This is a genomic window from Laspinema olomoucense D3b, from assembly GCF_025370785.1.
Lineage (GTDB): Bacteria > Cyanobacteriota > Cyanobacteriia > Cyanobacteriales > Laspinemataceae > Laspinema > Laspinema olomoucense.
The window spans coordinates 22,952-46,490 of the sequence record NZ_JAMXFA010000049.1 but is presented as its reverse complement, the minus strand read 5'-3'; the positions used below and the strand labels follow the sequence as shown (position 1 = coordinate 46,490).

General features: G+C 47.7%; 23 protein-coding genes. 10 read left to right on the top strand and 13 right to left on the bottom strand.

The window, feature by feature from the left end; genetic code table 11:
- Nucleotides 1–250: 250 nt before the first annotated feature.
- Entirely contained in the window at nt 251–910 is a 660-nt protein-coding gene (tsf, locus tag NG792_RS25315) for a translation elongation factor Ts (RefSeq protein ID WP_261201487.1), read from the bottom strand.
- 226 nt (nt 911–1,136) lie between these two features.
- Entirely contained in the window at nt 1,137–1,943 is an 807-nt protein-coding gene (rpsB, locus tag NG792_RS25310; protein WP_261237231.1) for a 30S ribosomal protein S2, read from the bottom strand.
- Between the two features lie 821 nt (nt 1,944–2,764).
- Here rpsB and NG792_RS25305 point away from each other — a divergent pair.
- Together NG792_RS25305 and NG792_RS25300 are read left to right on the top strand one after the other, a co-directional pair.
- Nucleotides 2,765–3,382: a PEP-CTERM sorting domain-containing protein gene (locus NG792_RS25305; RefSeq protein ID WP_261237229.1), complete on the top strand. Its 618-nt coding sequence runs from the start codon at nt 2,765–2,767 to the stop codon at nt 3,380–3,382.
- A gap of 111 nt (nt 3,383–3,493) precedes the next feature.
- Nucleotides 3,494–4,150, top strand: coding sequence for a hypothetical protein (locus tag NG792_RS25300; RefSeq protein WP_261201484.1), 657 nt, complete (start codon nt 3,494–3,496; stop codon nt 4,148–4,150).
- Nucleotides 4,151–4,188: 38 nt separating this feature from the next.
- Here NG792_RS25300 and NG792_RS25295 read toward each other — a convergent pair whose 3' ends face one another.
- The 4 genes from NG792_RS25295 to NG792_RS25280 form a co-directional block, all read right to left on the bottom strand.
- A complete protein-coding gene (locus tag NG792_RS25295; protein ID WP_261237228.1) occupies nt 4,189–5,127 on the bottom strand; it encodes a glycosyltransferase family 2 protein in 939 nt (312 codons plus the stop codon).
- Nucleotides 5,128–5,753: 626 nt separating this feature from the next.
- Complete coding sequence (locus NG792_RS25290; protein ID WP_261237227.1) at nt 5,754–6,386, bottom strand: hypothetical protein; 633 nt, start codon at nt 6,384–6,386, stop codon at nt 5,754–5,756.
- Nucleotides 6,387–6,405: 19 nt separating this feature from the next.
- Nucleotides 6,406–7,659, bottom strand: coding sequence for a glycoside hydrolase family 10-like protein (locus tag NG792_RS25285; protein WP_261237226.1), 1,254 nt, complete (start codon nt 7,657–7,659; stop codon nt 6,406–6,408).
- A gap of 255 nt (nt 7,660–7,914) precedes the next feature.
- Nucleotides 7,915–9,177, bottom strand: coding sequence for a glycoside hydrolase family 10-like protein (locus NG792_RS25280; RefSeq protein WP_261237225.1), 1,263 nt, complete (start codon nt 9,175–9,177; stop codon nt 7,915–7,917).
- A gap of 218 nt (nt 9,178–9,395) precedes the next feature.
- Here NG792_RS25280 and NG792_RS25275 point away from each other — a divergent pair, with 218 nt between their 5' ends.
- Nucleotides 9,396–11,090: an ABC-F family ATP-binding cassette domain-containing protein gene (locus NG792_RS25275; protein ID WP_261237224.1), complete on the top strand. Its 1,695-nt coding sequence runs from the start codon at nt 9,396–9,398 to the stop codon at nt 11,088–11,090.
- Between the two features lie 211 nt (nt 11,091–11,301).
- Here NG792_RS25275 and NG792_RS25270 read toward each other — a convergent pair whose 3' ends face one another.
- Nucleotides 11,302–11,826: a hypothetical protein gene (locus tag NG792_RS25270; protein WP_261237223.1), complete on the bottom strand. Its 525-nt coding sequence runs from the start codon at nt 11,824–11,826 to the stop codon at nt 11,302–11,304.
- Between the two features lie 112 nt (nt 11,827–11,938).
- The gene (locus NG792_RS25265) at nt 11,939–12,790 is read right to left on the bottom strand and encodes a hypothetical protein (protein ID WP_261237222.1); all 852 of its coding nucleotides are present in this window, start codon (nt 12,788–12,790) and stop codon (nt 11,939–11,941) included.
- A 281-nt stretch (nt 12,791–13,071) separates the two neighbouring features.
- Between NG792_RS25265 and NG792_RS25260 the strand changes: the two genes are divergently transcribed.
- Both NG792_RS25260 and NG792_RS25255 read left to right on the top strand, forming a co-directional pair.
- A complete protein-coding gene (locus tag NG792_RS25260) occupies nt 13,072–13,530 on the top strand; it encodes a pentapeptide repeat-containing protein (protein ID WP_261237221.1) in 459 nt (152 codons plus the stop codon).
- 6 nt (nt 13,531–13,536) lie between these two features.
- On the top strand, nt 13,537–13,662 hold the full coding sequence (locus NG792_RS25255; protein ID WP_261237220.1) for a hypothetical protein: 126 nt from the start codon (nt 13,537–13,539) through the stop codon (nt 13,660–13,662).
- Between the two features lie 68 nt (nt 13,663–13,730).
- Here NG792_RS25255 and NG792_RS25250 read toward each other — a convergent pair whose 3' ends face one another.
- A complete protein-coding gene (locus tag NG792_RS25250; RefSeq protein ID WP_261237219.1) occupies nt 13,731–14,504 on the bottom strand; it encodes an RNA polymerase sigma factor SigF in 774 nt (257 codons plus the stop codon).
- A 799-nt stretch (nt 14,505–15,303) separates the two neighbouring features.
- Here NG792_RS25250 and NG792_RS25245 point away from each other — a divergent pair.
- Together NG792_RS25245 and NG792_RS25240 are read left to right on the top strand one after the other, a co-directional pair.
- A complete protein-coding gene (locus tag NG792_RS25245; RefSeq protein WP_261201473.1) occupies nt 15,304–15,864 on the top strand; it encodes an Npun_F5560 family protein in 561 nt (186 codons plus the stop codon).
- Nucleotides 15,857–16,561 (top strand): hypothetical protein, encoded by a 705-nt coding sequence (locus tag NG792_RS25240; protein ID WP_261237218.1) that lies wholly within the window; start codon nt 15,857–15,859, stop codon nt 16,559–16,561. The genes NG792_RS25245 and NG792_RS25240 overlap by 8 nt, the downstream gene beginning before the upstream one ends.
- 112 nt (nt 16,562–16,673) lie before the next feature.
- Here NG792_RS25240 and NG792_RS25235 read toward each other — a convergent pair whose 3' ends face one another.
- Entirely contained in the window at nt 16,674–17,045 is a 372-nt protein-coding gene (locus NG792_RS25235; RefSeq protein ID WP_261201471.1) for an STAS domain-containing protein, read from the bottom strand.
- 568 nt (nt 17,046–17,613) lie between these two features.
- Complete coding sequence (locus NG792_RS25230) at nt 17,614–18,819, bottom strand: argininosuccinate synthase (protein WP_261201470.1); 1,206 nt, start codon at nt 18,817–18,819, stop codon at nt 17,614–17,616.
- 240 nt (nt 18,820–19,059) lie between these two features.
- Between NG792_RS25230 and NG792_RS25225 the strand changes: the two genes are divergently transcribed.
- On the top strand, nt 19,060–19,287 hold the full coding sequence (locus tag NG792_RS25225) for a hypothetical protein (protein ID WP_261201469.1): 228 nt from the start codon (nt 19,060–19,062) through the stop codon (nt 19,285–19,287).
- A gap of 28 nt (nt 19,288–19,315) precedes the next feature.
- Here the strand turns inward: NG792_RS25225 and NG792_RS25220 are convergent, their stop codons facing one another.
- Complete coding sequence (locus tag NG792_RS25220) at nt 19,316–19,714, bottom strand: response regulator (RefSeq protein WP_261201468.1); 399 nt, start codon at nt 19,712–19,714, stop codon at nt 19,316–19,318.
- 245 nt (nt 19,715–19,959) lie between these two features.
- The gene (locus NG792_RS25215) at nt 19,960–20,823 is read right to left on the bottom strand and encodes a DMT family transporter (RefSeq protein WP_261237217.1); all 864 of its coding nucleotides are present in this window, start codon (nt 20,821–20,823) and stop codon (nt 19,960–19,962) included.
- Between the two features lie 126 nt (nt 20,824–20,949).
- Here NG792_RS25215 and NG792_RS25210 point away from each other — a divergent pair, with 126 nt between their 5' ends.
- Together NG792_RS25210 and NG792_RS25205 are read left to right on the top strand one after the other, a co-directional pair.
- Entirely contained in the window at nt 20,950–22,056 is a 1,107-nt protein-coding gene (locus tag NG792_RS25210; protein ID WP_261237215.1) for a TRAP transporter substrate-binding protein, read from the top strand.
- A 195-nt stretch (nt 22,057–22,251) separates the two neighbouring features.
- On the top strand, nt 22,252–23,394 hold the full coding sequence (locus NG792_RS25205) for a glycosyltransferase (protein WP_261237213.1): 1,143 nt from the start codon (nt 22,252–22,254) through the stop codon (nt 23,392–23,394).
- Nucleotides 23,395–23,539: the final 145 nt, after the last annotated feature.

Sequence of the window (23,539 nt, the reverse complement as noted above, 5' to 3'; positions counted from 1 at the left end):
AATCATGGTCCTGCTCTGGCTTTCAGCCGTTTTTTTTTATTATACTCTACCTAGAGTGACAGAAGAGGGCTATAGCAGTTCCTGGACTCATGAGGTACAGATATTTATAGGAGTGCGTTCGCGTAGCGTGCCGGAGGCATCACATCTTGCTCGCTTTCTTTAATAGCGAGCAAGATGCTCGCACTCCAAAAACGTACCTCATCACTGTGGGAACCGCTATAGGGTTGAATGCCCCTACTCTAAACCAAGTCTATTTTGCCCCGGTTTGCGCCGCTACTTCGTCGGCAAAGTTGGTTTCTTCTTTTTCAATCCCTTCACCCAAAACGAAGCGGGTAAAGCGACGAACGCGAATGTTTTCACCCAATTGGGCGATCACTTGCTTGATTAACTCAGCGACGGTAATGTTCTGATCGCGAATGTAAGGCTGATCCAGCAGGGTCAGTTCTTTCAGACGCTTATCAATCCGTCCTTGAACGATTTTTTCTTTGATATTATCCGGCTTGTTGCCTAAATCGTCCCGTCCCATCTCGATCGCCGTTTCGCTTTCGACTAAGGTTTGGGGGATGTCTTCTACGCTGACGTATTCGACGTTGGGACAGGCTGCAATTTGCATGGCAATATTGCGAACCAAAGCGTGGAATTCTTCACGACGCGCTACGAAGTCGGTTTCACAGTTGACTTCTACCAGGACGCCAATTCGACCCCCGGTATGAATGTAGCTATCCACGAGTCCCTCGGCTGCCAAGCGTCCTGCTTTTTTCTCCGCAGAGGTGATCCCTTTTTGCCGTAGCCATTCTACGGCTTTGGTCATGTCCCCATCATTTTCTTTGAGCGCTTTTTTGCAGTCCATCATGCCTGCGCCGGTTTTTTCGCGCAGTTCTTTGACCACTTTTGCAGATATGTCCGCCATTTTCTCTTCGTTTTTCTCGATTTACACTGTCCCAGAATTCTGGGGTTTCGCCATCTGCCTTCAGCCTAAGAATAGACGATTGAAGTATCGCCAGAACACTTTATTTTCAGCTTTTTAGTGCAACTTCAGCGATAGGAAGGTATTGCGGGGGAATGTCCCGGTTCTACTCTTGCGCCTATCGGTGAAGTTGCTGCTTACTTAGCGAAGTTGTTCAGGGCGATCGCCTTTATGCTTCGTCGCTTTCTTCGTCGCCATCGACTGGATAGGCGTCTTCCCCTTCTTCGTCATAGTCGTACTCGCCCTCTACGCCGTCGTAGTCATATTCTTCGTCTTGACCACTCGAATCGACTTCTCCATGACGGCCTTCGTAGATGGCATCGGCAAGTTTTCCGACGATTAATTTAATCGACCGAATGGCATCATCGTTACCGGGAATCGGAATATCTGTAAAATCGGGGTCGCAGTTGGTGTCCAACAGGGAGACGATGGGAATATCCAGTTTCTGACATTCCTGGACTGCGTTATATTCTCGGCGCTGATCCACGATCACTACGATGTCGGGGATCTTTCTCATGTTTTTGATGCCGCCGAGATATTTTTGCAGCTTGCTCAGTTCTCGCCGCAACATGGAGGCTTCTTTTTTGGGACGCCGGTCCATTGCGCCGGTGTCTTCCATGCGTTCTAATTCTTTGAGGCGATCGGCGCGGCTTTTGATCGTCGTCCAGTTGGTCAACATTCCGCCCAACCACCGCTGGTTAACGTAGTAAGCCCCACAGCGGGAGGCTTCTTGAGCAATAATTCCCGCAGCTTGGCGCTTGGTTCCTACAAATAGGACTTTTTCCCCACGCTCAGAGGCGGATCTCATATAGTCGTAGGCTTCTTCCATTAACTGGGCGGTCTGCACCAGGTCAATGATATGGACGCCGTTGCGTTCGGTAAAGATATACGGCGACATTTTGGGGTTCCAGCGTCGGGTTTGATGCCCAAAGTGAACCCCTGACTCTAACAGTTGAGCCAGCGAAACTACTGCCATTTTTTTCTCCTGATTCGGGTTAATCCTCCATCCGAGCGGATTTCTAAGGTCGCGATCGCGCCCTGGAAACACCCGAAACCCCGGATGTGTGAGATTAGACAACTTTACTAGGATAGCACGATGTCGTTACTTCTAACGCTTTAATTTTTACGGTTTTCCGAGGTCTATCTCTCGGCCTGCTCTCCTCATCCCTTTATCTCTTCCGGCCCCTGATTTGGCCCCAGGGTTTTACCGATTGGCGGCCCCAATCCCGGATGAGTCCCGTCCTTGAGTCTCCTTCATCGGGCGATCGGTTCTATTTGTTCTACGGCCTCTGCCGGATTTTCTCTCTTTCTCTCTCTAGGGAAGTAGGAAAATTAAACTAATTTAAACACCTCTATCTGAGGGTGTATTTAACGTAAATTCTCCTCTATCTAAAGAAATATTATTGGCAATTTTGACTACAAATTGGAATGGAGCCTGTTAATAACTCACTGGCTAATCACCCAACTTATTAACAGATACTTTACCTAAACTTTACAGTTAAATCCGTAATACCACGCACATCAATCCCTTGTGCCGTCTGGTGTTTGAGGCATTTTAAGCAAAAGCACTTAGGGGAATAATGATGTTGCTTCAGTAAAGTTCCGTAAAAACACTGGGCAGAGGAAGCGGAAAATTCTAAAATTTTCCAATACGATGCAACTTCGTTATTAAATCCAGACCGTTGGTGTATTTCCGTAAAAGGGGAACGCCGGAAATCATTCCTTGTTTAGGGAGTTGACTTTAAATAATTTTGTTCGCTGTGTATAAAAACTATTTCCCAATTTAGGAATAAAATCATGAGCGCAAATCTTTTCACCCGATCCACTTTGGCTATCACTGGGGCAGTCTTCAGTTTAGGCGCAGTCGCCATTAATCCCGCCAATGCTGCCCGCATTACTTATGATTTCTCAATAAAGACCTACGGTCCCGACGGATATACCCCCTTAACAGGACGGTTTAGTTACGATGATGCAACGGAATCTAAACATATTTTATATGAATATATTGAAGGCGAAGGTGAACCACAGTGGGGTGTGTTTCTTTATGAATCGAAAGGCTACAAGGTCGATGTTATAGAATTTTCTTTCCTCGATAAAGTTTATACCCAAGCAGATGCCATATCACCGATTTCATTCTGGATGGACTATGCAAATAATGAAAAAATTGGAACTGGTTTATATTGGGAAACTGAAGATTTTGTGTTTAGAGGCTGGGGCTATAGAATGGAAGCAATTGGGACTGCATTCTACCGGAAAACTTCTGACGGATTGATTTTTGAGCAAACGGTTAATTTTTTCCCAGTCCCAGAAGAACCGACATCCGTTCCTGAACCCAGCATCCTCGCTGCCTTCTCCGTTGTAGGTCTCGCCGGACTCTTGCGGAAAAAGCGAATAAAAGCTCAATTGCCTGATTAAAACTCAGTTTTTTAGGGGAAGGCAGTTGGTTTTGGATGGCAACATTTCATTTCATGTATATCCAATGGCTGTACCTCCCCTTAACTAATTCACTAATTTAAGGAGAGAATAATGACTTTAAATCTTTTGACCCGATCCACTTTGGCTATCACTGGGGCCGTCTTCAGTTTGGGTACAGTCGCCATTAATTCCGCCAATGCCGCCCGGATAACTTATAAGTTTGATGTTTCAGCCACTTACTATGAACAGATAGACTCTATTATAAATGGTCAATTTTCAAGAACCTATAAAACAATTGGAAATGAAACCTTTTCCGGATGGTTTGGTTATGATGAGGCAACAGAAGAGAAGTCTGGCTATACCCTGGATGATATAAATCAATCTCCCTGGGGATTTTTGACCTATGATAACTACCGCTACCAGGTAGATACAATGGAATTTTTATTCCGGGATCGGGTTTATACTCTAGCTGATTCTTTTTATCCCGTTTATTGGCGTAATGACTACATAGATGGGGAAAAATTTGGAGATGTTTTAGAAGGATGGGAAACGGAAGACTTTGGGTTTGAAACCGGCAGCTATCGAGTTGAAGCAATTTGGAATGAATTTTATGACAAAACGACTCCCATCTCTAACTATGGATCTGTTGATTTTTCTCTTTTAGAAGTAACACCTACTTCGGTTCCTGAACCCTCTATGCTGGGTGCCTTATCTGTCGTAAGTCTCGCTGGACTATTGCGGAAAACGCGGATAAAAGCAGGGGAATAAGTCAGGAAATTTGAAAGAGCCGATCGCCTCTTCATCCCTTACTCTTGACCCTCTCCATTCGCTGCCGCATACACTGCTTTGACATTGTACCAGTTTAAGAAAATTCGGGCAACTTCTAAGGCAATTTGTGATTTTCCTTGGTCTATCAACCACTGCAAAAATCCAGCCATTGTCCGTTCATTCAATCTCCCTCCCAGGGACAGCATTCCCCACAATATTCGATGTAATACTGTCATCTGAATCATCATCCGTACTTCCAAAGTCGGATGTTTTTTGTAAAAAACTACTCCCATTTTTCCCCGTTCAATCTCTCGGTTAATCGCCCGAGGTAAATCATCCAAGGTAAAGGACGGATGCCAATGATATCCGGCTGCTTGGGGACATTTTATCAATTTTAAGTCTAATTTTTTTAGTCGCACTCCCAGTTCTAAGTCTTCCCATCCATACAAGGAAAAAGAAGGGTCAAATCCTCCTGCTTGTTCCAACCATTTGCGGGCGATCGCCACGTTACCTGTAGCAAAATAAGCAGCAGAAAAATCAGTTATTTTATACGGTTCTGCCGTCGGATTCTCAAAGTTGCAGGTATTAATCACATGACCATAAGTAAACAGCCGATCGCTTTTAAATCTTTCCTCTCCCTCCTTCAACCCATCGGCATGAGCTTGGATGAAATTCTCAGTCACCACTAAATCACTATCAATAAAAATAATCATCTCCCCTTGGGCGGCTTCTATCCCTCGGTTTCGAGCGGTTGCCGGTCCTTGATGCGCTTGTTCCAGCCACTGCACATGGGGAAAGTCTGGGCGATTTTCAGCTAACCATTCTAAGGTTCCATCGGTGGAACCATCATCGATGACGATGACTTCATAGCCGCTAATTTGACTCGGGGCTCGGAGTTTTTGCCCTTCTAATGCTCTGAGGCATTTCTCTAAAATCGGTCGGCGATTATAGGTTGGAATAATGATGCTAAAAAACACGGGTTCCCCTCAAACAACAAGTCTCGACTTTCGCGATCGCTGTGATGCGCCAATCTCCTCTATTTTAAAGGCTTGTCTCTTTCCTGGAAAGGGTTATCCCAGGTTGGAGGTTCTTCCCATATCATAATTCTGCGTTTTTGTCAAGGGCAGTATTTGCACTGCTCAAAAAATTGGTGCAAGAAGGGTGATGGCAGTTAGTCGGATTTTTGGGTTTACCGGGGAAGAGATAACGATTTTTCAAGGGTTTTGGCTGTGGCGATCGGTGTCTTTCTGAAATTAGACACAGTAACCCCTTGGTTTCCTCCTCAATTATAGCCTAGAACCCTTGCTCCTGCGTTCATCAATTTTGGCAATTTTTAGGGAAATTTAGGGGTTTTCTATTTAAATATTTAATAAATTTTCAAATATTTGCGCAATTTGGCTAATAATTCACCCCATTGGGGTAAGTCTTTTGTTGCAAGCTTGAGATTTGCGATTGTATGTTAACAACAGTATAAAGACTCGAAAAATTGACGTTTTCTTGGGGAAATCTGGATAATATTGCAGATTGACAATAATATCAAGGGTAGAAACGGGGGTTTTTTTGTGGTGACTGTCTAAGGGTTGGTTTTTGGGGGGATTATGGATTATTGGATGCCATTGTGATGGAGGAGGCGGAGGAATCCAAAACCGGAGAGGGCAGCGATCGCCAGCCAGGTGATGGTTAAACCGATGACTTCCGCAAAAAATAGGCCGGTGATAGAGCGGAGGATGCCCCCGATGACCCATCCAGAGGGTAAGGAGACTGCCCAACTGAGGGAGGAGATGGGTAACCACCAGGCGGCGTTAGGGAAGTAGCGATTCAGGACAAACCATTGACCTAAGCCTAGGACGATGCCGACGATCGCGCCATCGATGAAGCCATAGAGCAGGCGCATAGTAATGAGTTCGGTGCGCGGTGCGATCCAACCTAATGCACCAAGACTGCTACTGCCAATCAGGACCCAGGCGGTGATAGTGGCAATAATCCACCAAGAAATGTGGGAGAGGCGTTGCCGGAGGACGAACCATTGAGCGATCGCGATGAAACTGCTCCCCACTGCCGCAGAAATTGCTCCTAGATGGGGTCTGACGCCGATTTCTACCCACAGCAAACTGACCAGAAAACCTAGCCCGGTGGCTAACACCCATTGAACCCAAAAACTCCATCCAAACAGGATAGGACTCTGGGGAGTTGGAGGAACTTTCAGTTGTTGAGGACTCGGGAGACGGGGCGTCATGAATTGAAACCGGGAACGCTTAGGGGATGGGTTGAGAAAATAGCTCCCGGAATGCTTTTCGACGTTCTGGGGGTGACTCTGGGGTGAGATAACTCCATAGGGTTTCCCAATAGAAAAAGGATACCCCATTTAAGCGGCGATCGCGCACTACTTGGACCTGTTCCTGGATTTGTTGGATGGGGATAGACCGCCCCAAAGTGCCGGTGAGGATGCCGATGCCGACGGGAATTTTCTCTTGAGCTGCCTGGATTGTCGGTTGGGCTAACTCAGTTTTAAAAACGTTTAAATCATTGCGATAGATCTGAACAAGCAGTTCATCCACCCAACCGCGTTTTACCCAGGTTCCCCAATCTTGGAGATATTTACGATAGGCAAAGTCTTGGGAGTTGGGAGAAAGGGAGACAATGCAATTGGGATTGACGGATTTAATGGCTTGATAAAGGGTTTCCATAAAGCTAGAGATTTTATCTGCACGCCAGCGCATCCATTGTGCATCGAAGGGGTTATCGGGTGGGGGTGAACCTTGATGTTCTTGCCGATACAGTTGGACGGTAAAACTGTCATAGCCAGATTCCACAGGCATTCCGAAATGGTCATCCAGTTGGATGCCATCGATATTATAGTGGCTGACTAATTCGACAATGAGTTCGAGGATGAAGTCTTGGACATCTGGATGTAAGGGGTTTAGCCAAACATTTTCAGGGACGAAAAATTGTTGCCAGGTTTGTTTTGAAGGGGGAGGGTTGGGAATATCAGCGGGATTAAGCTCATCGGGGATTTCGGTTTGTGTCGGTTCACCTTGTTGGGTGGCGCTGAGCCATTGAGGGTGCAATTTAGCTAAGTTGGAGTTGCGGGGGGTCATGAATCCATATTCAAACCAAGGAATGATTCGGATGTTATGGCGATCGCCGAGTTTAATCATTTCATCCAAAACATCTGCACCTAAATGAAACAGGCGCAAGAAGGGTGCTTGAGATCTTCCGGTTTCTCGTTTAGCAACGGCACTTTCATAAAAGGTGTTGCCTCGATTCCAGACGACTGGGTAAATGGTATTAAAGTTTTGTTCGGCAAGTTGGTGCATTGCCAGATGCACTCCCCAAGGGGTAAAGAGTACCCCACTGGCGACATTTGTTAACCACACGCCTCTAATTTCTGTGGAGGCAGGAGTTTGAGGTTTGGTTGCTTCTAAGGATAAGGAAGGAAATAGGAACCAGGCAATTAGTACGCCTAGGATTACTCCGTATGCCCATCGGATCCAAGTTTTTTCGTCCATCAATCTCAAGGATACCCGATTTTAGATTAGCCAACGGTTAATGATATCATGAAATGACCATTTTTCTCGATTGGTCTAAAAATTGAAGGATTTTTGGACAGTATTTTATCACTCTTGGGGTAGAGGTGATTTTAGAAAGGTTGGGATAAGTTATTTTTTTATTAAGATGTTGGAGTAGGCAGGAGGCAGAGCCTCCTATTGGCATTCCCAGGCAGAGCCTGGGAACGAGGTTGTTGTAATTAGGATAGTGTGGAGTTAAGTTTGAGAATTGTCTTTTTTCTGGGGTGGCGATCGCACCGGGACGGGGGAAATAGCAGGTTCTTTCAAGAGGGCTTGAAAACTGTTGCGCCGCTGTTCGGGAGATTCGGATGCCACCTTTCCCCAGAGGCTTTCCCAATAGAAAAAGGCAAATCCTGCAAATTGGCGATCGCGAGCAACTTTGACCCGCTCTTCTATCTCGGCAAAGGCAATCGGACGTTTCATTGTTCCCGTTAAAATCCCTACTCCCACCCGAGTTAAATTGCGGGCATACCACACCGTAGAAATATCTAACTCTGTCTCAAATCGACTCAATTCTGAATGGTAAACCTGTAAAAATAACTCATCAATCCATCCTGATTCTACCCAGGTTAACCAATCTTGTAAATAGTGGTGATAGGCAAAACTTTGAGAATTCGCTGCTAGGGAAATTGAACAATCAACATTGACAAATTGCACCGTTTGATAGATGCGTTCCATAAAATCATTAATCTTATTCGCCCGCCAGCGTACCCACTCAGCATTATAAGGATTACTGGGAGGAGAATCTCCCCAATGTTCTGCTTGATACAGGGCGATGGTGTAAGGGTCATATCCCAATTCAACCGGCAAGCCAAAATTATCATCAAATTGAATCGCATCAATGGGATAATTAGCGACAACTTCCACAATTAACCGCAGGAGAAAATTTTGCACCTCGGGATGGAGGGGATTTAACCAAACCTGCTGAATCGTTAAGGGATTTTCATTGAGAATTGGGGCTAATTCTTCCTCTCGCAGATTCTCGCTATTATCCTGATGTCGAGTTACCCAGTCTGGATGCCGTTTCACTAATTCGGAGTTAGCCGGTGCCATAAATCCATACTCAAACCAGGGAACCACTCGCAAACCCAAAGACTGCCCATCGGCGATAATTTCCCCGAGGACATCGGTACTGCCCCGCATCAGGGAGAGTAACCAATCCTGCGATCGCCCCGTCACCTGGTGGGATGCTACACTGGGATAAAAAGTCTGCCCCCGATTCCAAACCACAGGATAAACTGTATTAAAATTAAGGTCGGAGAGTTCCTGCAAAGCATGATGAACCGCCCCAGGCACGAATAAGACATCACTCCCCACATTCGTCAACCAGACCCCACGAATTTCTTCCCGCACTGGAGTTTCAGATGTAGCCATATTAGGGATAAACCCTATGGACCAGGCGACTGCAACCAGTAACCCCAAGGCGACATTTAAGCATCTGCGAACTTTGCGGTTCATTTCGTAGCCACACTTAACCGTTGATCTGGACCTACCCTGCCAAACTTTATGAAAACACCCATCTAACTGCGATCTCTAGTCGTTAATTTTTGTTAAGATTAACCCAACACAGCCTACACCGGACGGATAGTGCGGCCCCCAGATGCCCCGATCGCGTCTGTTTTTTCCGGAATCCGTCGCTGAACTTGCCTTTGTTCCCTCTGCCTTGGAGATATTGGATGCTACGACTCGAACATATTAGTAAAATTTACCCGACTGGCGAAGTTCTCAAAGATATTAACTGGGAAGTCAAACCGGGCGATCGCATTGGTTTAGTCGGCGTCAACGGGGCCGGAAAATCTACCCAACTCAAAATCGTTGCCGGGGAAATCGAACCCACTGCCGGAGAAATTATCCGTCCGTCCAACCTCCATATCGCCTACCTCACCCAAGAATTCGAGGTAGACCCCACCCGTACAGTCCGGGAAGAATTTTGGACCGTCTTTACCGAGGCAAACCAAGTCCAGCATGACCTGTTGCACGTCCAACACGCAATGGAAAGCGCTGACGAAGCAGAACTGGACAAACTCATCCACAAACTAGATAAACTGCACCGCAAATTTGAAGCCTTAGATGGTTATACCCTAGAAGCGCAAATCGAGAAAATCCTGCCTGAAATGGGATTCCTCCAGGAAGATGGCGATCGCCTCGTCAGTGCCTTTAGCGGTGGCTGGCAGATGCGGATGAGCTTAGGCAAAATTTTGTTACAAAGTCCTGACTTGTTGCTGCTGGATGAACCGACAAACCACCTAGACCTAGAAACCATCGAATGGTTAGAAACCTACCTCAAGGGATTAATCACCCCAATGGTCATCGTTTCCCATGACCGGGAATTCCTCGATCGCCTCTGCACCCAAATAGTTGAAACCGAACGAGGCGTCTCCACCACCTACCTCGGCAACTATTCCTCCTATTTAGAACAAAAAGCCTTCAACCGCGAAGCACAACTGAGCGCCTACGAACGCCAACAGAAAGAACTAGAAAAGCAACAAGTCTTCGTCGATCGCTTCCGGGCTAGTGCCACCCGCAGTACCCAAGCGAAAAGCCGGGAAAAACAACTCGAAAAAATCGAACGCATCGAAGCACCGGAAGGCACATTAAAAACCCTCCGCTTCCAATTTCCCCCAGCCCCTCGCAGTGGACGAGAAGTCGTAGATATCAAAAACTTGGTGCATACCTACGACGACAAAATCTTGTTTTTAGGCACTGATTTGTTCGTTGAACGAGGCGATCGCATCGCCTTCTTAGGACCCAACGGTTGCGGCAAATCCACCCTGCTGCGAATGATCATGGGAATGGAAACAGCCAAAGAAGGCAGCATCCAACTCGGACAACATAACGTCATTCCCGGCTATTTTGAACAAAACCAAGCCGAAGCCTTAGAACTCACCAAAAGCGTCATGGACACCATTCATGACGAAGTACCCGAATGGAAAAACGAAGAAGTTCGCACCTTACTCGGGCGATTTCTCTTCAGTGGAGACACCGTATTCAAACCCGTAGAAGCCCTTAGTGGAGGAGAAAAAGCCCGTTTAGCCTTAGCAAAAATGCTCCTACGTCCCGCAAACTTGCTACTCCTAGACGAACCCACAAACCATCTAGACATCCCAGCCAAAGAGATGCTAGAAGAAGCCCTCCAAAACTACGATGGCACGGTGATTATCGTCTCCCACGACCGTTATTTTATCTCCAAAGTCGCCAATAAAATAGTCGAAATCCGTGACGGTGAATTTCGTCCCTACCTCGGAGACTATCACTACTATCTCGATAAAATAGCCGAAGAAAAAGAACAAGAACGCCAAGCCAAAATAACCGCAGAAAAAGCAGCTAAAAAATCAGCCAAACAATCCAAAGCTACTGCCAAAGGCAAGTAGGATTGTTCGCCCCACCCGCACCCTAAAGGGTGGGGCTAAACGGACACTAGCGAAGCCATGCCCGTTAGGGCTATAGCCCGCCCTTCGACCCTTCGACTAGCTCAGGGCAGGCTGGGCTCAGGACACGCCTGCGCGGGCTAACATTCCCCAATTTTCCGCGAAATCCTCTTCTGTGAAAATCCGTGAAATCAGTGGTTAAAATCCCCAAAAATCATTTATAATAATAATTCCCATAACTGGCCACCACATTCGCCGACCATAACGTACAATTGGGCGGTGAACTCCCCACTGGAACTAAAGTCCCTTCAATCGTAGTTGGTGAAACCATCACCCCCTCAAATTTCATCATGCCACCTCGACAACAAGAACCCGTATAATGCATTATCCAATTGACTTGATTTCCCTCAACAGTCCCCGATATTTCCGCATCTGTACAAGCACTTTGACTCGCATCAAGAATTTGCCCCGATAATTCTATCCCGTTTTGTTCCAGGGAAGTGAGTAGCCAGTAATTGGGTTGGGTACTCACTTCTGGGTTCGTATGTGCAGTCACCTCAATAGCAATCCTCCATTGTCCACTCACGGGACCTAAATTGTTTTGGCTAATTTGGACAGACTGCTGTGGCGGCAAGGATTTCATCCCCAAATCTCCGGCATCCGCACTCAGGATACCGGCAACCAACAGGAATCCCAAACTGGAAAAAATGCCAAGGGATTTTAATGAATTGAATCTCACAATCATTCTCCGAGAACACCAAAGTTGATAGGTTGATCATATCAGGGTTCTCGGGGAGGCGAATTTTTTTGACCTGATGTGAACTTTTATTAAAAAAACTTGTGTTTTAGCCCTATTTACGATATGTTCCACCATGCTGGGTAGTCGGGACTTGCTCTCCCTTCTGCCAAGCAAACCCGCGCACGGAGCGACTGGCACGGATACCCATTTTGTAATATTCGGCAAGGGTGCGATTAAAGGCGATGTATTGCTGCCGAATCGTGGGATTTTTGAGTGTGACAAATTGGCAGACAAATAGGGTGAACCCAAACCAGGAAAAGGTCACTTTGTCATAAACAATCTGATTTTTGAGTTTATCCCCTGTGGAGGGTTTCTGTTCCGGATAACTGCCATCTTCGTTCAAATTCTCAAATTGCTCTTTTAGCAGTCCGGTTGCAGTTCGCCATTTCTTCACCGGAACGACATAATAGGGTTCTAATGACCATTCAATGGGTGCATTAACCTCTTCTTCGAGGGTTTTTGAAAACAATTCCCAGGGTGTGACAAAGGGATAGGGCGCTTTAAACCCGGGGGAGAACAATTTATGCCAGAAGGGTAAAACGTGGAAGAATTTGGGATGTTTTTGAGTCTGTTGATAAATTGCCTGATGCCATGCTTGGATATGGGGGTGAGCAATTTTAATCAGTTGCCATTGTTCTCGATAAAGATTGACTCTTAAGTTAATTAAATCATGTTTATGTGGGGAAATTTTGCCCCGATCGCAGGCATCAGCAATAGAGTCATCCAATAATCGCCCGCTAAATTTCGCTTGCCAACCCTCGGCAATCATCTGCTGATTGGTCCTGGAGTTATGCCATTCTACCTGTTGTTGCGGGGTTTGACACTGTTCTAAGAGGCGATCGCTCGGTAAACTCGCGATTAACTGGGCAATTTTCTCCGATTCATCCGGGGTCATGGGACTCATGTTTTTGATATCCGCAGTTTTCCCAGTAAATTATACCTAAATCTACCCCAATTTACCCCAATTTCTAGCTAAGTGAGGGGTGAGACACCTCATCCCCGCCGCATTAATTACCCGTAAACCGCGAAATATCTTTGCTAATTATACCAGAGTGGGGATTTTTGGCAAGGACGCCGATCGCCTAAATATTGCAAATATCTCACTCCTATTTGGGGTGAGCGATCGCTGCATTATCTCCCCAAACCAGCGAAAATATAAATATAGCATTAAAGGAGAAAACTCCAATGAAAACCACCCTTTTAAAAATCGCTGCACTCTCCATCACCCTCTTATCTGCCACCCCTGCCTTCGCAGAAAATCCCACCCACATCAACCAATTAATCGAAACCAATCTCTGTGCCGCTTGTAACCTCGCCGGTGCAGACTTAAGCGGAGCCCATCTGATTGGTGCCGACTTGCGAAATGCGGACCTCTCCGGTGCAAACCTGCAAGATGTCAACCTCGAAGGTGCGGATTTAACCGGCGCCAATTTGGAAGGGGCCAATCTCCAAGGGGCCTATATCAACAGCGCCACCTTAACCCGAACCAATCTCGAAGGAGTCAATCTCACCGATGCCAATCTCTCCTTTGCCGATCTCACCGATGCCAACTTAAGTGCTGCCAATTTGGCCAATATTAATTTAATAGGGGCCAATCTCCAAGATACGGTCATGCCGAAAGAGATGTTAGGATTAGTTCAATAAATGGGAATGATGGTAAGAGACCTCAACAATAGCTGCGGTTTGTCCATTCAAATGCTCCCCTTACCGCAGTTATTCGCACCCCCCTCTCCACCGAATGCCAAATTTCAACAAACATTGCGCGATCGCCGCTGAGGTGGCGATCGCGCTTGGCACTACTTCTATTTATTATTCTATTTTCTACACCATAAGCAGTTTTTGAGCTATTCCGCTCCTCCCATCATTTTTTTGAGGGAAGTTAGACCTTTCTTCACGCGGCGAGAAACGGTTACCGAACTAATCCCCATCCGTTCCGCTGTTTCTTTCTGAGTCAAATCATGCAGAAATACAAACTCTAGGACCTTGCGAGTCCCATCCTCTAGTTTGCCTAGGGCCAATTGCAGGCGAATTTGGTCTTCCTGCGCTAACTGGAAACTGCGATACCCGGCATCCGGCACCAATTCCCCCAGGGATGCTGCGCCTTCGTCATCATCCTGCACTGGAGCATCCAAACTCAGGGGAGCTCGGTTGCGACAGGCGAGCTTGATTTCTTGCCATTCCGTAACAGAAATCTTTAAAGCAGACGCCACTTCCATATCGGAGGGATGGCGATTTAGACTTTCTTGCAGTTTCTGAATTTCCTTAGTTGCCTGTCGTTGCAGGGTTAACCAATGGCGCGGAATCCGCACCGATGGACTTTTATCCCGCAAATAATGTTGAATTTCCCCACGAATGTAGGGAACCGCAAAGGAACTGAATGCGTGCCCCTTCGACATATCAAACCGTTCGATCGCCCGAATCAAGCCCAAACAGCCCACTTGCAGGAGATCGTCATAAGTTTCCGTACACTGTTGCATCCAGTGATGGACTTCTTTGCGAACTAGCCCAATATTCAGTTGGACAATTTGATTCCGCAGATGGGTCGTGGGAGAGGTTTGGTAGGCTCGTAGGAGTTCCAAACTCTCACTCTTGAGTTCTTTGTTGACTGTTGTAAGCATTTTGACACCCCGGTAGGTTGCTCCCTAGCCTAGTATCTTACAGGTTGGTGGTAGCCGCAGTGATCTCTAACACAGAATTTTTACCGAATTGATGACCTGGCCTGGTTTTGGCTCCCCCTTAGTTATACCTAAACCTCGGAAAATCCCAGGGATGACGAGGGAAAAAATGAGGGGGTTTTCAAGAGGCAGAAGAACTGCCGATGGATTGATAATTCCCCTTAGAGGTGGTCATCCAAGATTCAGCATTTTCTACATCCTTTTAAACCAGGCGAGCCCTTTTACTCATCGAGTCGGTGAGGACCCGTGCTAGACAACTGGACTGCTGCTGTTTTTGTTTCCGGCTACGAACTATTTTAACTTTTTTTTGCTTCATCGCAATAGCTACAATCATAACTCTACCTAATCTATCGGTCAAGCTCGGGTAAAATTTGTGTAAAGATTTAGGGAGGCAGGGTTTGAGGCCCCCTGGGGCTTTCGGGTCGGGAGCAGAAATGGGGTTTCTAGCCTAAATGGGATGGTAAGCGCACAGATTGTCTCCAGAAACCCGTTTTCTAATCTAGGTTGTCCTCCCAGACTAGGGATTTGGGGTTAGGGCCTCCTACTTACCGGGAGCCTGGAGCCACCCAAGTCGTGATGAAATGCTGAAGTTTCTTAACAGAATGTTGAAAATTAGTGCCAATCTCGAAGTGAAATGGTAAATTAACACAGAACACCGATTGGGGGAGGATGACGATCGCCCCCGCTTCCGCTAACAATTACATAAACCGATATTTAGTTAATTAAGGAGCTGCGAACCATCGTGAGCCAATCAGAAGCCCAAAGCCTACATTCCCTACAGGCGGAAGTGTCTCAACTGCGCGAAGAGTTGCAGATGCGGGACCAGCTTGTTGAACAACTCTCCCAAGAACTATTTCGGTTAGTCAAGGGCAATAACTCCCTACTACCCACGTCTCAAGATGTCCCCGAGGAATACCTGGCTCAAATGCGGTCCTTGCGCCAACAACTGCAAGGGGTTGAGGAACAGGTGTCCTTTTACCAAGAGCAGATTGCTCAAAAAGATGGGGAGGTTTATCATCTGCGCCAATCGGTTCAGGAATTGACCGATCGCGCCCGGATGCTGGAACAGGTGGTCCAGGAGTTACCGGAAATTTATCGGCAGAAGTTTGCCGATCGCATGGAAGAGGTTAAAGACAAGGTGGAACGGCTACAACGGGAAAACCGGCAACTCCATGCCGAACTCCAAAGTGTCAGCTATCGCTTGGCGGTTAGAAGCAAGCGCAAGAACGGACATCTGGAGTTACCCAGCATTTCCGGCGGCGATGGCGGCGATATCAGTTTACCGTCCTTGGGCAATGCCTAGTCTCGTCTGGATTGTTGTCGAAGATGAGGCGTCAGCAATGGGGTTCCCCGGTGCTGACTCCGAGGCGATCGCCCGGATGGTAGAAGCCTTCCAAGGGGCGATCGCTCAAACTCATCCTCATTGTGAGGTGAAGGTCTCCTCAATTTCTCACATAAAAAACCTTTCTGTGCCGGATAGTGAGGCGTGGGTTTGTCCCTTAAGCTTAAATATCCCCGACTCGGTAATCGGGGACCTACAACCCCTCTATGGCGCTTGTCGGGATGTGGAAGGGTTGCGGACCATTGTAGCTGAACGGTGGCAGATTGCACCGGGAACGGGGAACCTCTGGCTGCCGGTGGTACTGACAGCAAAAGGGCCGATTTATGGGGAGGCGATCGGACTGGCCGATGAGAAACAACCGGGCCTTGAAGAGATGGCCCAATACATCCAGCCCGTGCATCTGCCGGACCGTTGGCGACAACCGATTTATGCCTTGGGACGAAAGCTGCTCCACTGGCTAGAAGCGCCTCCGGCTACTTATTTAATTCAGTTTGGATGGGGTGAGGAGGGTCTCTGTTTTGATCGCCTCTGGCCCTTTCCAGCAGTTCCCGCCCTAGCCAGTTTGGGCATTCAAGACCCGGATTTGGTCACCTGTCATTGGTACTGCTTGACCGGACAGCCGATTTATGACCTCACTATCGTTCCGATTGCAAAGTGAGTCCATTTAAGTGAGAAACAGGCGGAGGCGAGAGCAAGTTGAGAGGGACAAATCCCCACTCGTCTCCAATGATTGATTTAGATAACACCCATGATGCTTAAAAGCAGAAGAGTTAAGCCGCAGCGAGGTCAGAATTGGGACTAGAGGAGCACAACTCTGGGGCGATCGCCGCGATCGCTTCTTCCTGGGTATCAAAAATCTCAAAGATGCGATCGAGCTGAGTAATTTCAAAAATGACCCGAACCGGGCTTTTGAGGTGGTAGATGGCGAGGCGGGACCCATGCTCTCTAGCGGTTCTCAGGGCCGAAACCAGGGTAAATAATCCAGGACTGTCAATCATCTCCACCTGACTCATGTCAATCGCGAAGAACGTCCCGCGATCGCACTGAGCGACAGCTTGTTCGATAGTCGCCAGAGTGGCCTCATCTAAACAGGTTTGCGGCTGAAATACGATCGGCTGACGGATGGCTTGTGAGGACGTCATTATGTTCACCTCAAAAAATATCTTAATCAGAACTTGATAATAAAAACGCACTGAAGAGAGCAGCACGGTATTTGTTCCAGCATCCATCCAATTTGGCCCAGGAGGGTTGTCACCCATCACCGCTCCGTTGTGAATTCAATCACCCCGAACTCGAAAGTAACCGATGCTGGCTCTTATTAGTCCGATTGTAAGCACTCTACTCACTCATCGGAGGTAGCCTAGCACACTCTTTTAAAATTTAATATAATTAACCTGTGTTTTGATAACTTAACAACATGGAACATTGACCCGAATCACCCGCAGCGATGGCGATATCGGCAGGACACCAGTTGTAGGGGAAATCCTCTCTTATATAGCGCCTCTTGCAACAGTCTAACCATAGGAGTAGGGTGGGCAATGCCCACCCTACAATTGCACCCATTTTTTTAAGAAATTATCCAATCCATGTAGACGCGCTATATATTGAATAACCCAATATTGAATTACAGAATAATTAGATAACACCGATGGCAAAAGGCAAAAGATAACGCAATTCTTTTGCCTTATTACCATTGATTAAAGGGTGAGATTAATTGCCTCTAACCTTCTCAGACCAAATCCGAGTCGGCAGACCCCAGACATAGATAAACCCTTCTGCTGCTTTATGGTCGAAGGTATCCTCCGCCCCATAAGTCGCCAGATCCGGCGCATAGAGAGACTCATTCGACTTGCGCCCGACAATATTTGCCGTGCCCTTGAACAGTTTAATCCGGACCGTGCCCGAGACCCGCTCTTGCGTCTTTTGGATAAACGCATCCAGGGCCATTTTGAGTGGACTGTACCACTGACCGTTGTAAACCAATTGGCTGTAGGTTTCCTCGATGCCGCGCTTGTATTGGGTGACATCTTTGGTTAAGGTGAGACTTTCGATATCTCGGTGAGCCTGAATCAGGACCAGGAGGGCCGGGGACTCGTAGATTTCCCGAGATTTAATGCCTACCAGACGATTTTCGATCATGTCGATGCGTCCGACCCCATGACGACCCACCACCTCATTCAACTCTGTAATCAGTGCCACGGGAGAGAGGGCCTTGCCATTAATATGGGTGGGGAGACCTTCTTCAAAGGTGATTTCCACATATTCCGGTTCATTCGGAGTATCGGCGATCGCCTTCGTCATCACATAGATTTCTTCTTCCGGTTCAGTCCAGGGGTCTTCCAGGGGACCTGCTTCCACACTCCGTCCCAACAGATTGCGGTCAATACTGTAGGGAGAGGACTTTTTAACGGGAGTGGGGATGCCAAACTTTTCACCATAGGCAATGGTTTCTTCCCGACTCATGCCCCATTCCCGGGCTGGTGCGAGGACCTTAATATTGGGATTGAGCGCGGCGATCGACACATCGAACCGCACCTGGTCATTGCCCTTGCCCGTACAACCGTGGGCGACGGCATCGGCACCATATTTTTCCGCCGCCTCCACCAGGATTTTGGCAATTAAGGGTCTAGCTAGGGCCGTTCCCAGGGGATAACGGTTTTCATACAGAGCATTTGCTTGGATGGCGGGAAAAGCATAATCTTTGACAAAGATTTCCGTCACGTCTTCCACCAGGGAGATACTGGCACCGGAGGTTAGAGCCTTTTCCTTAATCGGGCCAAGTTCTTCACCTTGTCCCAAATCTGCCGCTAGGGTAATTACGTCTTCAACGCCCCACTCTTCTTTTAAGTAGGGAATGCAAACGGAGGTATCAACTCCTCCAGAATATGCCAGGACGACTTTGGTAGCGCGACCCATTACTTTTTGCCTCTACTGCAATACCGATCAACTGTTCATTATTAACTAAATTCTGCGGATTTCATAGCCTTTTTGTCAGGGATTCCCTAGATTTGTAGGGGAGGGATTTGGAAGTTTAGAGAGGAGATTTTAGGGTGGAGGGTTTAAGTTTTATAAAAGCGATTGAGAGATGGTGGAGAGGGGGTGACTCAAGGGGTGGGATCTCCAGGGGAGAGGGTTTGGAGGGGACTGACCCTGGAATTGAAAGAACCGCTGCGATCGCCAGGAGGAGAAACCGGATCAAAAGTAGCAACAACCCGCCCGGTTGCACCAGGAGGAGGCTTTGAGGGAAAGGGCAATCATGGGGGATTGTTCAAACGGCGATCGCCTGATTTTCTCATCATGAGTGCTTTGAGCCATCCCTACCCGATTTGGCTCATCGGTGTGTTAGGGACAATCCACTCATCGGAGAATCCCCATTCACCCTGAATGGGGAAAAAGAGCTTCTTTGTGAAAATTACGCGCTTTGCTTATTAGTTTGGTATATTTCAGCCGCCGTTTGAACAAGTGCCTTGAGGTCCTGAGTATCAAAGGGCTTACTGATGCATTTAAAAACATTAGCTTTATTCATCATATCTTCTGAGGCTTCTAGGGCATCCTCACTGTACCCCGTTAACAGAATGCCGATGGTATGGGGGAAACGGACTCTCGCCTTGCTCAACAATTCCAGACCCGTCATTTCCGGCATACTCTGATCCGTAATAATCACCGCCATTTCCCCTTCGGTATCCAGCAGGCCGATCGCATCGAGAGGGCTTTCTGCTCTGTGTACCTGAAAGTCACGCCGAAACGTCCTGTACAGTAAATCCAGGTTGTCTCGCTCATCATCCACTACCATGAGTCTAAGTTTAGACATAGATTAAAGTTGCTCCAGGCATCTCTACTTTCCCATTTTATTCGGATTCGGAGAAACTCTCGCCGAACCGATCGCGAACGAGAGACCACAGCTTGAGTGCAGCACCCTCCCCTTGGCATCTCAGAATAGCACTACGGGTTTATCTTCTATTGTTCTTAATTTTACTGGGGAATGTCACCCCGTGGAGAAAGGGCCGAAAAACCCGCCAGCTTCTTCGGTTCCCCCAAAGAGGCAGCGCAAATGGGTTAAAACAGAGTCATCAAGACAACCCCTATCAGCATGGTAGTTGCTCCCCAGAAGCGATCGCGAATTCCGGACTCATGAAACAGGAACTTACCCCACAACACCCCGAAGAGAACGCTTGTGCGTTTAATGGCGATCACCTGAACCACCAGGGTTAATTTCAGGGCCAGCATTTGAAACAAGACCGCGATCGCCGTACAGAGTCCCATCAGACTCAACCCTAGCCAATGTTGGGAAATCTGACGCCCCGGATTTGGGGATCGGGAGAATAATAAGGGAAATTGCAACAAGGCGATCGCCGAAAACCCTGCCCAACTCCAAAATAATGGCGAAGAATTTTGGACACCCACCTTATCCACATTCGCCGTAATGCTCCACAGCAACGCCACCACCAACATTAATTTCGGCCCCCGTTCTCTCACCAGGGCCTGAAACGGCGCAAAATATCCCCGACTGCGGTCTTTGAGATTTAACAAATAAGACCCACCGACAATCAACCCAATGCCCAACCCATCCATCCAACTGAGCCATTCCCCCACAATAATCGGAGAAGAAATTGCCATAAACAGGGGAGAAAAGGCAATCAGGGGCAAACAGAGGGATAAATCCGAGGTACTAATCGCCTGGATATATAACACAGAGGCGATCGCATTCAGCACACTGCCCACCGCCAGGGCGACCCCAAATTGACTGCCCAAATCAGGAATTCCTACCAAAACTTGCACCGGCAGTAACACCAACGCCGTAAAAAATGACCAAGACCAAGCCACAATCGTTGCGTCGATATTTTGTAGGGTTCTTTTCCCTAAAACATCTTGGAGCGAAGTAAAAATAGCCGTTGAAATTGCTAAAAAAAACCAGAGCATGGGGAATTTAGAGTTTAGAGTTTAAAGGGGTGATAAAATCAGTATCCCGAACAAACCTTCGGACGCAGATCATCCGGTGTTTGCCACCGCAAAACCCTCAACCCTCCTGCAAGGTAAAAACACACTATGAAACGTAGAAAACTCATCGGTCATGGGGCCATAGGTGCGCTGAGTGCCGCTGCCGCCACGGCCTGTCGTCCTGCGGCCAAAGGTCCTGCCGCCTCTCGGGATAGCTTGCCCAGAATTCGTTGGAATATGGCGACCAGTTGGCCCGCCTCCCTGGATACCATCTATGGAGGCGCGCAAACCATCGCCAAACGCGTCGCCGAAATGACCGATAACCGATTCGAGATTCGCCCCTATCCTGCTGGAGAACTGGTTCCGGGATTACAGGTTCTTGATGCCGTGCAAAGTGGAACCGTCCAATGCGGACATACTGCCAGCTATTATTACATTGGCAAAAATCCAGCCCTCGCCTTTGCCACCGCTGTTCCCTTCGGATTAAATGCCCAACAGCAGAATGCGTGGCTGTATCATGGCGGGGGACTAGAGGCCATGCAGAAACTGTATAGCGATTTCAATATTATTAATTTTCCCGCAGGCAATACCGGGGTGCAGATGGGGGGCTGGTTCAAGCGTCAAATCAAGAGCGTCCGGGACCTGAATGGGTTGAAAATGCGGATTCCGGGATTGGGGGGGCAGGTGATGGAAAAACTGGGGGTCAACGTCCAGGTGTTGCCCGGAGGTGAGATTTTTCTCGCCTTGGAACGCGGGGCGATCGACGCAGCAGAGTGGGTTGGTCCTTATGATGACCTCAAATTGGGCTTAAATAAAGCAGCGCAATTTTACTATTATCCCGGGTGGTGGGAACCAGGGCCGACCTTGGATGTGTTGGTGAACCTGTCCCAGTGGGCTCAACTGCCCAAGGATTATCAAGAAATCTTTAAAACGGCAGCTTATGAGGCAAATTTGAATATGCTGGCCCAGTATGAAGTGCTCAATCGCGAAGCCCTAGCCACCTTAAAAGCGGGGGGGACTCAGTTACTGCCCTACAGTCAAGAAATTATCGACGCAGCGAAAAAAGTCACTTTTGACTTGTATGCAGAAAGTGCCAGTAAAGATGCAACTTTTCGCGGGATTTATGAACAATGGAATAAATTTCGCGAAGAAATGCACCAATGGACGGCGATTACGGAGTTGAGTTATGGCAACTTGGTGATTCCCAAACCCTAAAGAAACTCGGGTTTATTCTGTAGCCTGCGTAGGCAGGCTTTGTTAGTATAGCCCCACCCTTTAGGGTGCGGGTTTTTTAGACCTAAAGCCTATGAATACCGGATTTGGTAGGCGTAAAAGAGGAGGCAGAGCCTCCCTTATGGCATTCCCAGGCAGAGCCTGGGAACGAGAAGAGATTTAGAGACGGCGGATTTGATGGTAAAAAATTATGCTCTGGTGCATGAATGGCTGACGCCTTATGCAACTGGGGGGTCAGAACTGGTGGTTAAAGAAATTCTCAATGCAGTGGATGCGGATCTGTATGCCTTGATTGATTTTGAATCGAAAAATCCGGAGAGTTATTTATTTAAAAAACAGATTGGTTCGACGTTTTTGCAACAGTTTCCGGGTGCTAAAAAGGGAGTTCAAAAGTATTTGCCCTTGTTACCTCTAGCGATCGAACAGTTAGATTTGCGGGAATATCCGGTAATTTTATCCTCGTCTCATGCAGTGGCGAAGGGGGTGCTGGCGGCACCGCATCAGATGCACGTCTGTTACTGCCATACGCCGATGCGCTATGCCTGGGATTTAACGTTTGATTATTTACAGAATAGTGGGGCGGGGCGAGGATTGGCGGGAATTTTGACGCGGTATTTGCTGCATCGATTGCGACAGTGGGATGTGATTTCGGCGAATCGGGTGGATTATTTTATTGCCAATTCCCAGCATACTGCGCGCAGGATTTGGCGGTGTTATCGGCGGGAAGCAGAGGTGATTTATCCGCCGGTGAATGTGGAGCGTTTTCGGTTTGAACCTCAGAAGGAGGATTTTTATTTAACTGTGGCGCGGTTGGTGCCTTATAAGAAGGTGGGGACCATTGTGCGGGGGTTTAATCAGTTGGGAAAACGGTTGGTGGTGATTGGGACGGGTCCAGAGTTGGCAGAAATTCGGGCGATCGCAGGGCCAAATGTGGAGGTGCTGGGGGAACAACCCGATCCGGTGGTGGAGGATTATATGGCACGAGCGAAGGCGTTTGTGTATGCTGCCTGTGAGGATTTTGGGATTGCCTTAGTGGAGGCTCAAGCTTGTGGGACGCCGGTGATTGCATACAGGGCGGGTGGGGCGTTAGAGACGGTTTTGGATATCCGCAACCATCCCTCGGAGGGGACGGGATTATTTTTTGGTGAGCAAACGGAAGGGTCCTTAATGGAGGCGGTGGTGAGCTTTGAACAGTTGCGATCGCAGTTTAATCCCCAAGCGGGGCGGGAACAAGCGGCCCTGTTCACTCCCCAGGTGTTTCAGGAGCGTTATCGCAATTTTATCAATGAGTGTTATCAGAAATTTCTGGCGAAGGCTTGATAAAAAGCTAGTTTTATGGTATATGGGTAAACAGACCTTGCTGGGACCCTTAAGTTGAGCGATCGCACCACCAAATCAGCCAAAAAATCTGCAATGCTTTCTTTCCATCCCCTGTACAAATAATCTGCAATTTGAAAGGATTGAG

What these genes read in the sequence shown, in the direction of transcription:
- tsf (WP_261201487.1), bottom strand. Translation starts at nt 910, where the DNA reads ATGGCGGACATATCTGCAAAAGTGGTCAAAGAACTGCGCGAAAAAACC.
- rpsB (WP_261237231.1), bottom strand. Translation starts at nt 1,943, where the DNA reads ATGGCAGTAGTTTCGCTGGCTCAACTGTTAGAGTCAGGGGTTCACTTT.
- NG792_RS25305 (WP_261237229.1), top strand. Translation starts at nt 2,765, where the DNA reads ATGAGCGCAAATCTTTTCACCCGATCCACTTTGGCTATCACTGGGGCA.
- NG792_RS25300 (WP_261201484.1), top strand. Translation starts at nt 3,494, where the DNA reads ATGACTTTAAATCTTTTGACCCGATCCACTTTGGCTATCACTGGGGCC.
- NG792_RS25290 (WP_261237227.1), bottom strand. Translation starts at nt 6,386, where the DNA reads ATGACGCCCCGTCTCCCGAGTCCTCAACAACTGAAAGTTCCTCCAACT.
- NG792_RS25285 (WP_261237226.1), bottom strand. Translation starts at nt 7,659, where the DNA reads ATGGACGAAAAAACTTGGATCCGATGGGCATACGGAGTAATCCTAGGC.
- NG792_RS25280 (WP_261237225.1), bottom strand. Translation starts at nt 9,177, where the DNA reads ATGAACCGCAAAGTTCGCAGATGCTTAAATGTCGCCTTGGGGTTACTG.
- NG792_RS25275 (WP_261237224.1), top strand. Translation starts at nt 9,396, where the DNA reads ATGCTACGACTCGAACATATTAGTAAAATTTACCCGACTGGCGAAGTT.
- NG792_RS25265 (WP_261237222.1), bottom strand. Translation starts at nt 12,790, where the DNA reads ATGAGTCCCATGACCCCGGATGAATCGGAGAAAATTGCCCAGTTAATC.
- NG792_RS25260 (WP_261237221.1), top strand. Translation starts at nt 13,072, where the DNA reads ATGAAAACCACCCTTTTAAAAATCGCTGCACTCTCCATCACCCTCTTA.
- NG792_RS25255 (WP_261237220.1), top strand. Translation starts at nt 13,537, where the DNA reads ATGATGGTAAGAGACCTCAACAATAGCTGCGGTTTGTCCATTCAAATG.
- NG792_RS25250 (WP_261237219.1), bottom strand. Translation starts at nt 14,504, where the DNA reads ATGCTTACAACAGTCAACAAAGAACTCAAGAGTGAGAGTTTGGAACTC.
- NG792_RS25240 (WP_261237218.1), top strand. Translation starts at nt 15,857, where the DNA reads ATGCCTAGTCTCGTCTGGATTGTTGTCGAAGATGAGGCGTCAGCAATG.
- NG792_RS25235 (WP_261201471.1), bottom strand. Translation starts at nt 17,045, where the DNA reads ATGACGTCCTCACAAGCCATCCGTCAGCCGATCGTATTTCAGCCGCAA.
- NG792_RS25230 (WP_261201470.1), bottom strand. Translation starts at nt 18,819, where the DNA reads ATGGGTCGCGCTACCAAAGTCGTCCTGGCATATTCTGGAGGAGTTGAT.
- NG792_RS25220 (WP_261201468.1), bottom strand. Translation starts at nt 19,714, where the DNA reads ATGTCTAAACTTAGACTCATGGTAGTGGATGATGAGCGAGACAACCTG.
- NG792_RS25215 (WP_261237217.1), bottom strand. Translation starts at nt 20,823, where the DNA reads ATGCTCTGGTTTTTTTTAGCAATTTCAACGGCTATTTTTACTTCGCTC.
- NG792_RS25210 (WP_261237215.1), top strand. Translation starts at nt 20,950, where the DNA reads ATGAAACGTAGAAAACTCATCGGTCATGGGGCCATAGGTGCGCTGAGT.
- NG792_RS25205 (WP_261237213.1), top strand. Translation starts at nt 22,252, where the DNA reads ATGGTAAAAAATTATGCTCTGGTGCATGAATGGCTGACGCCTTATGCA.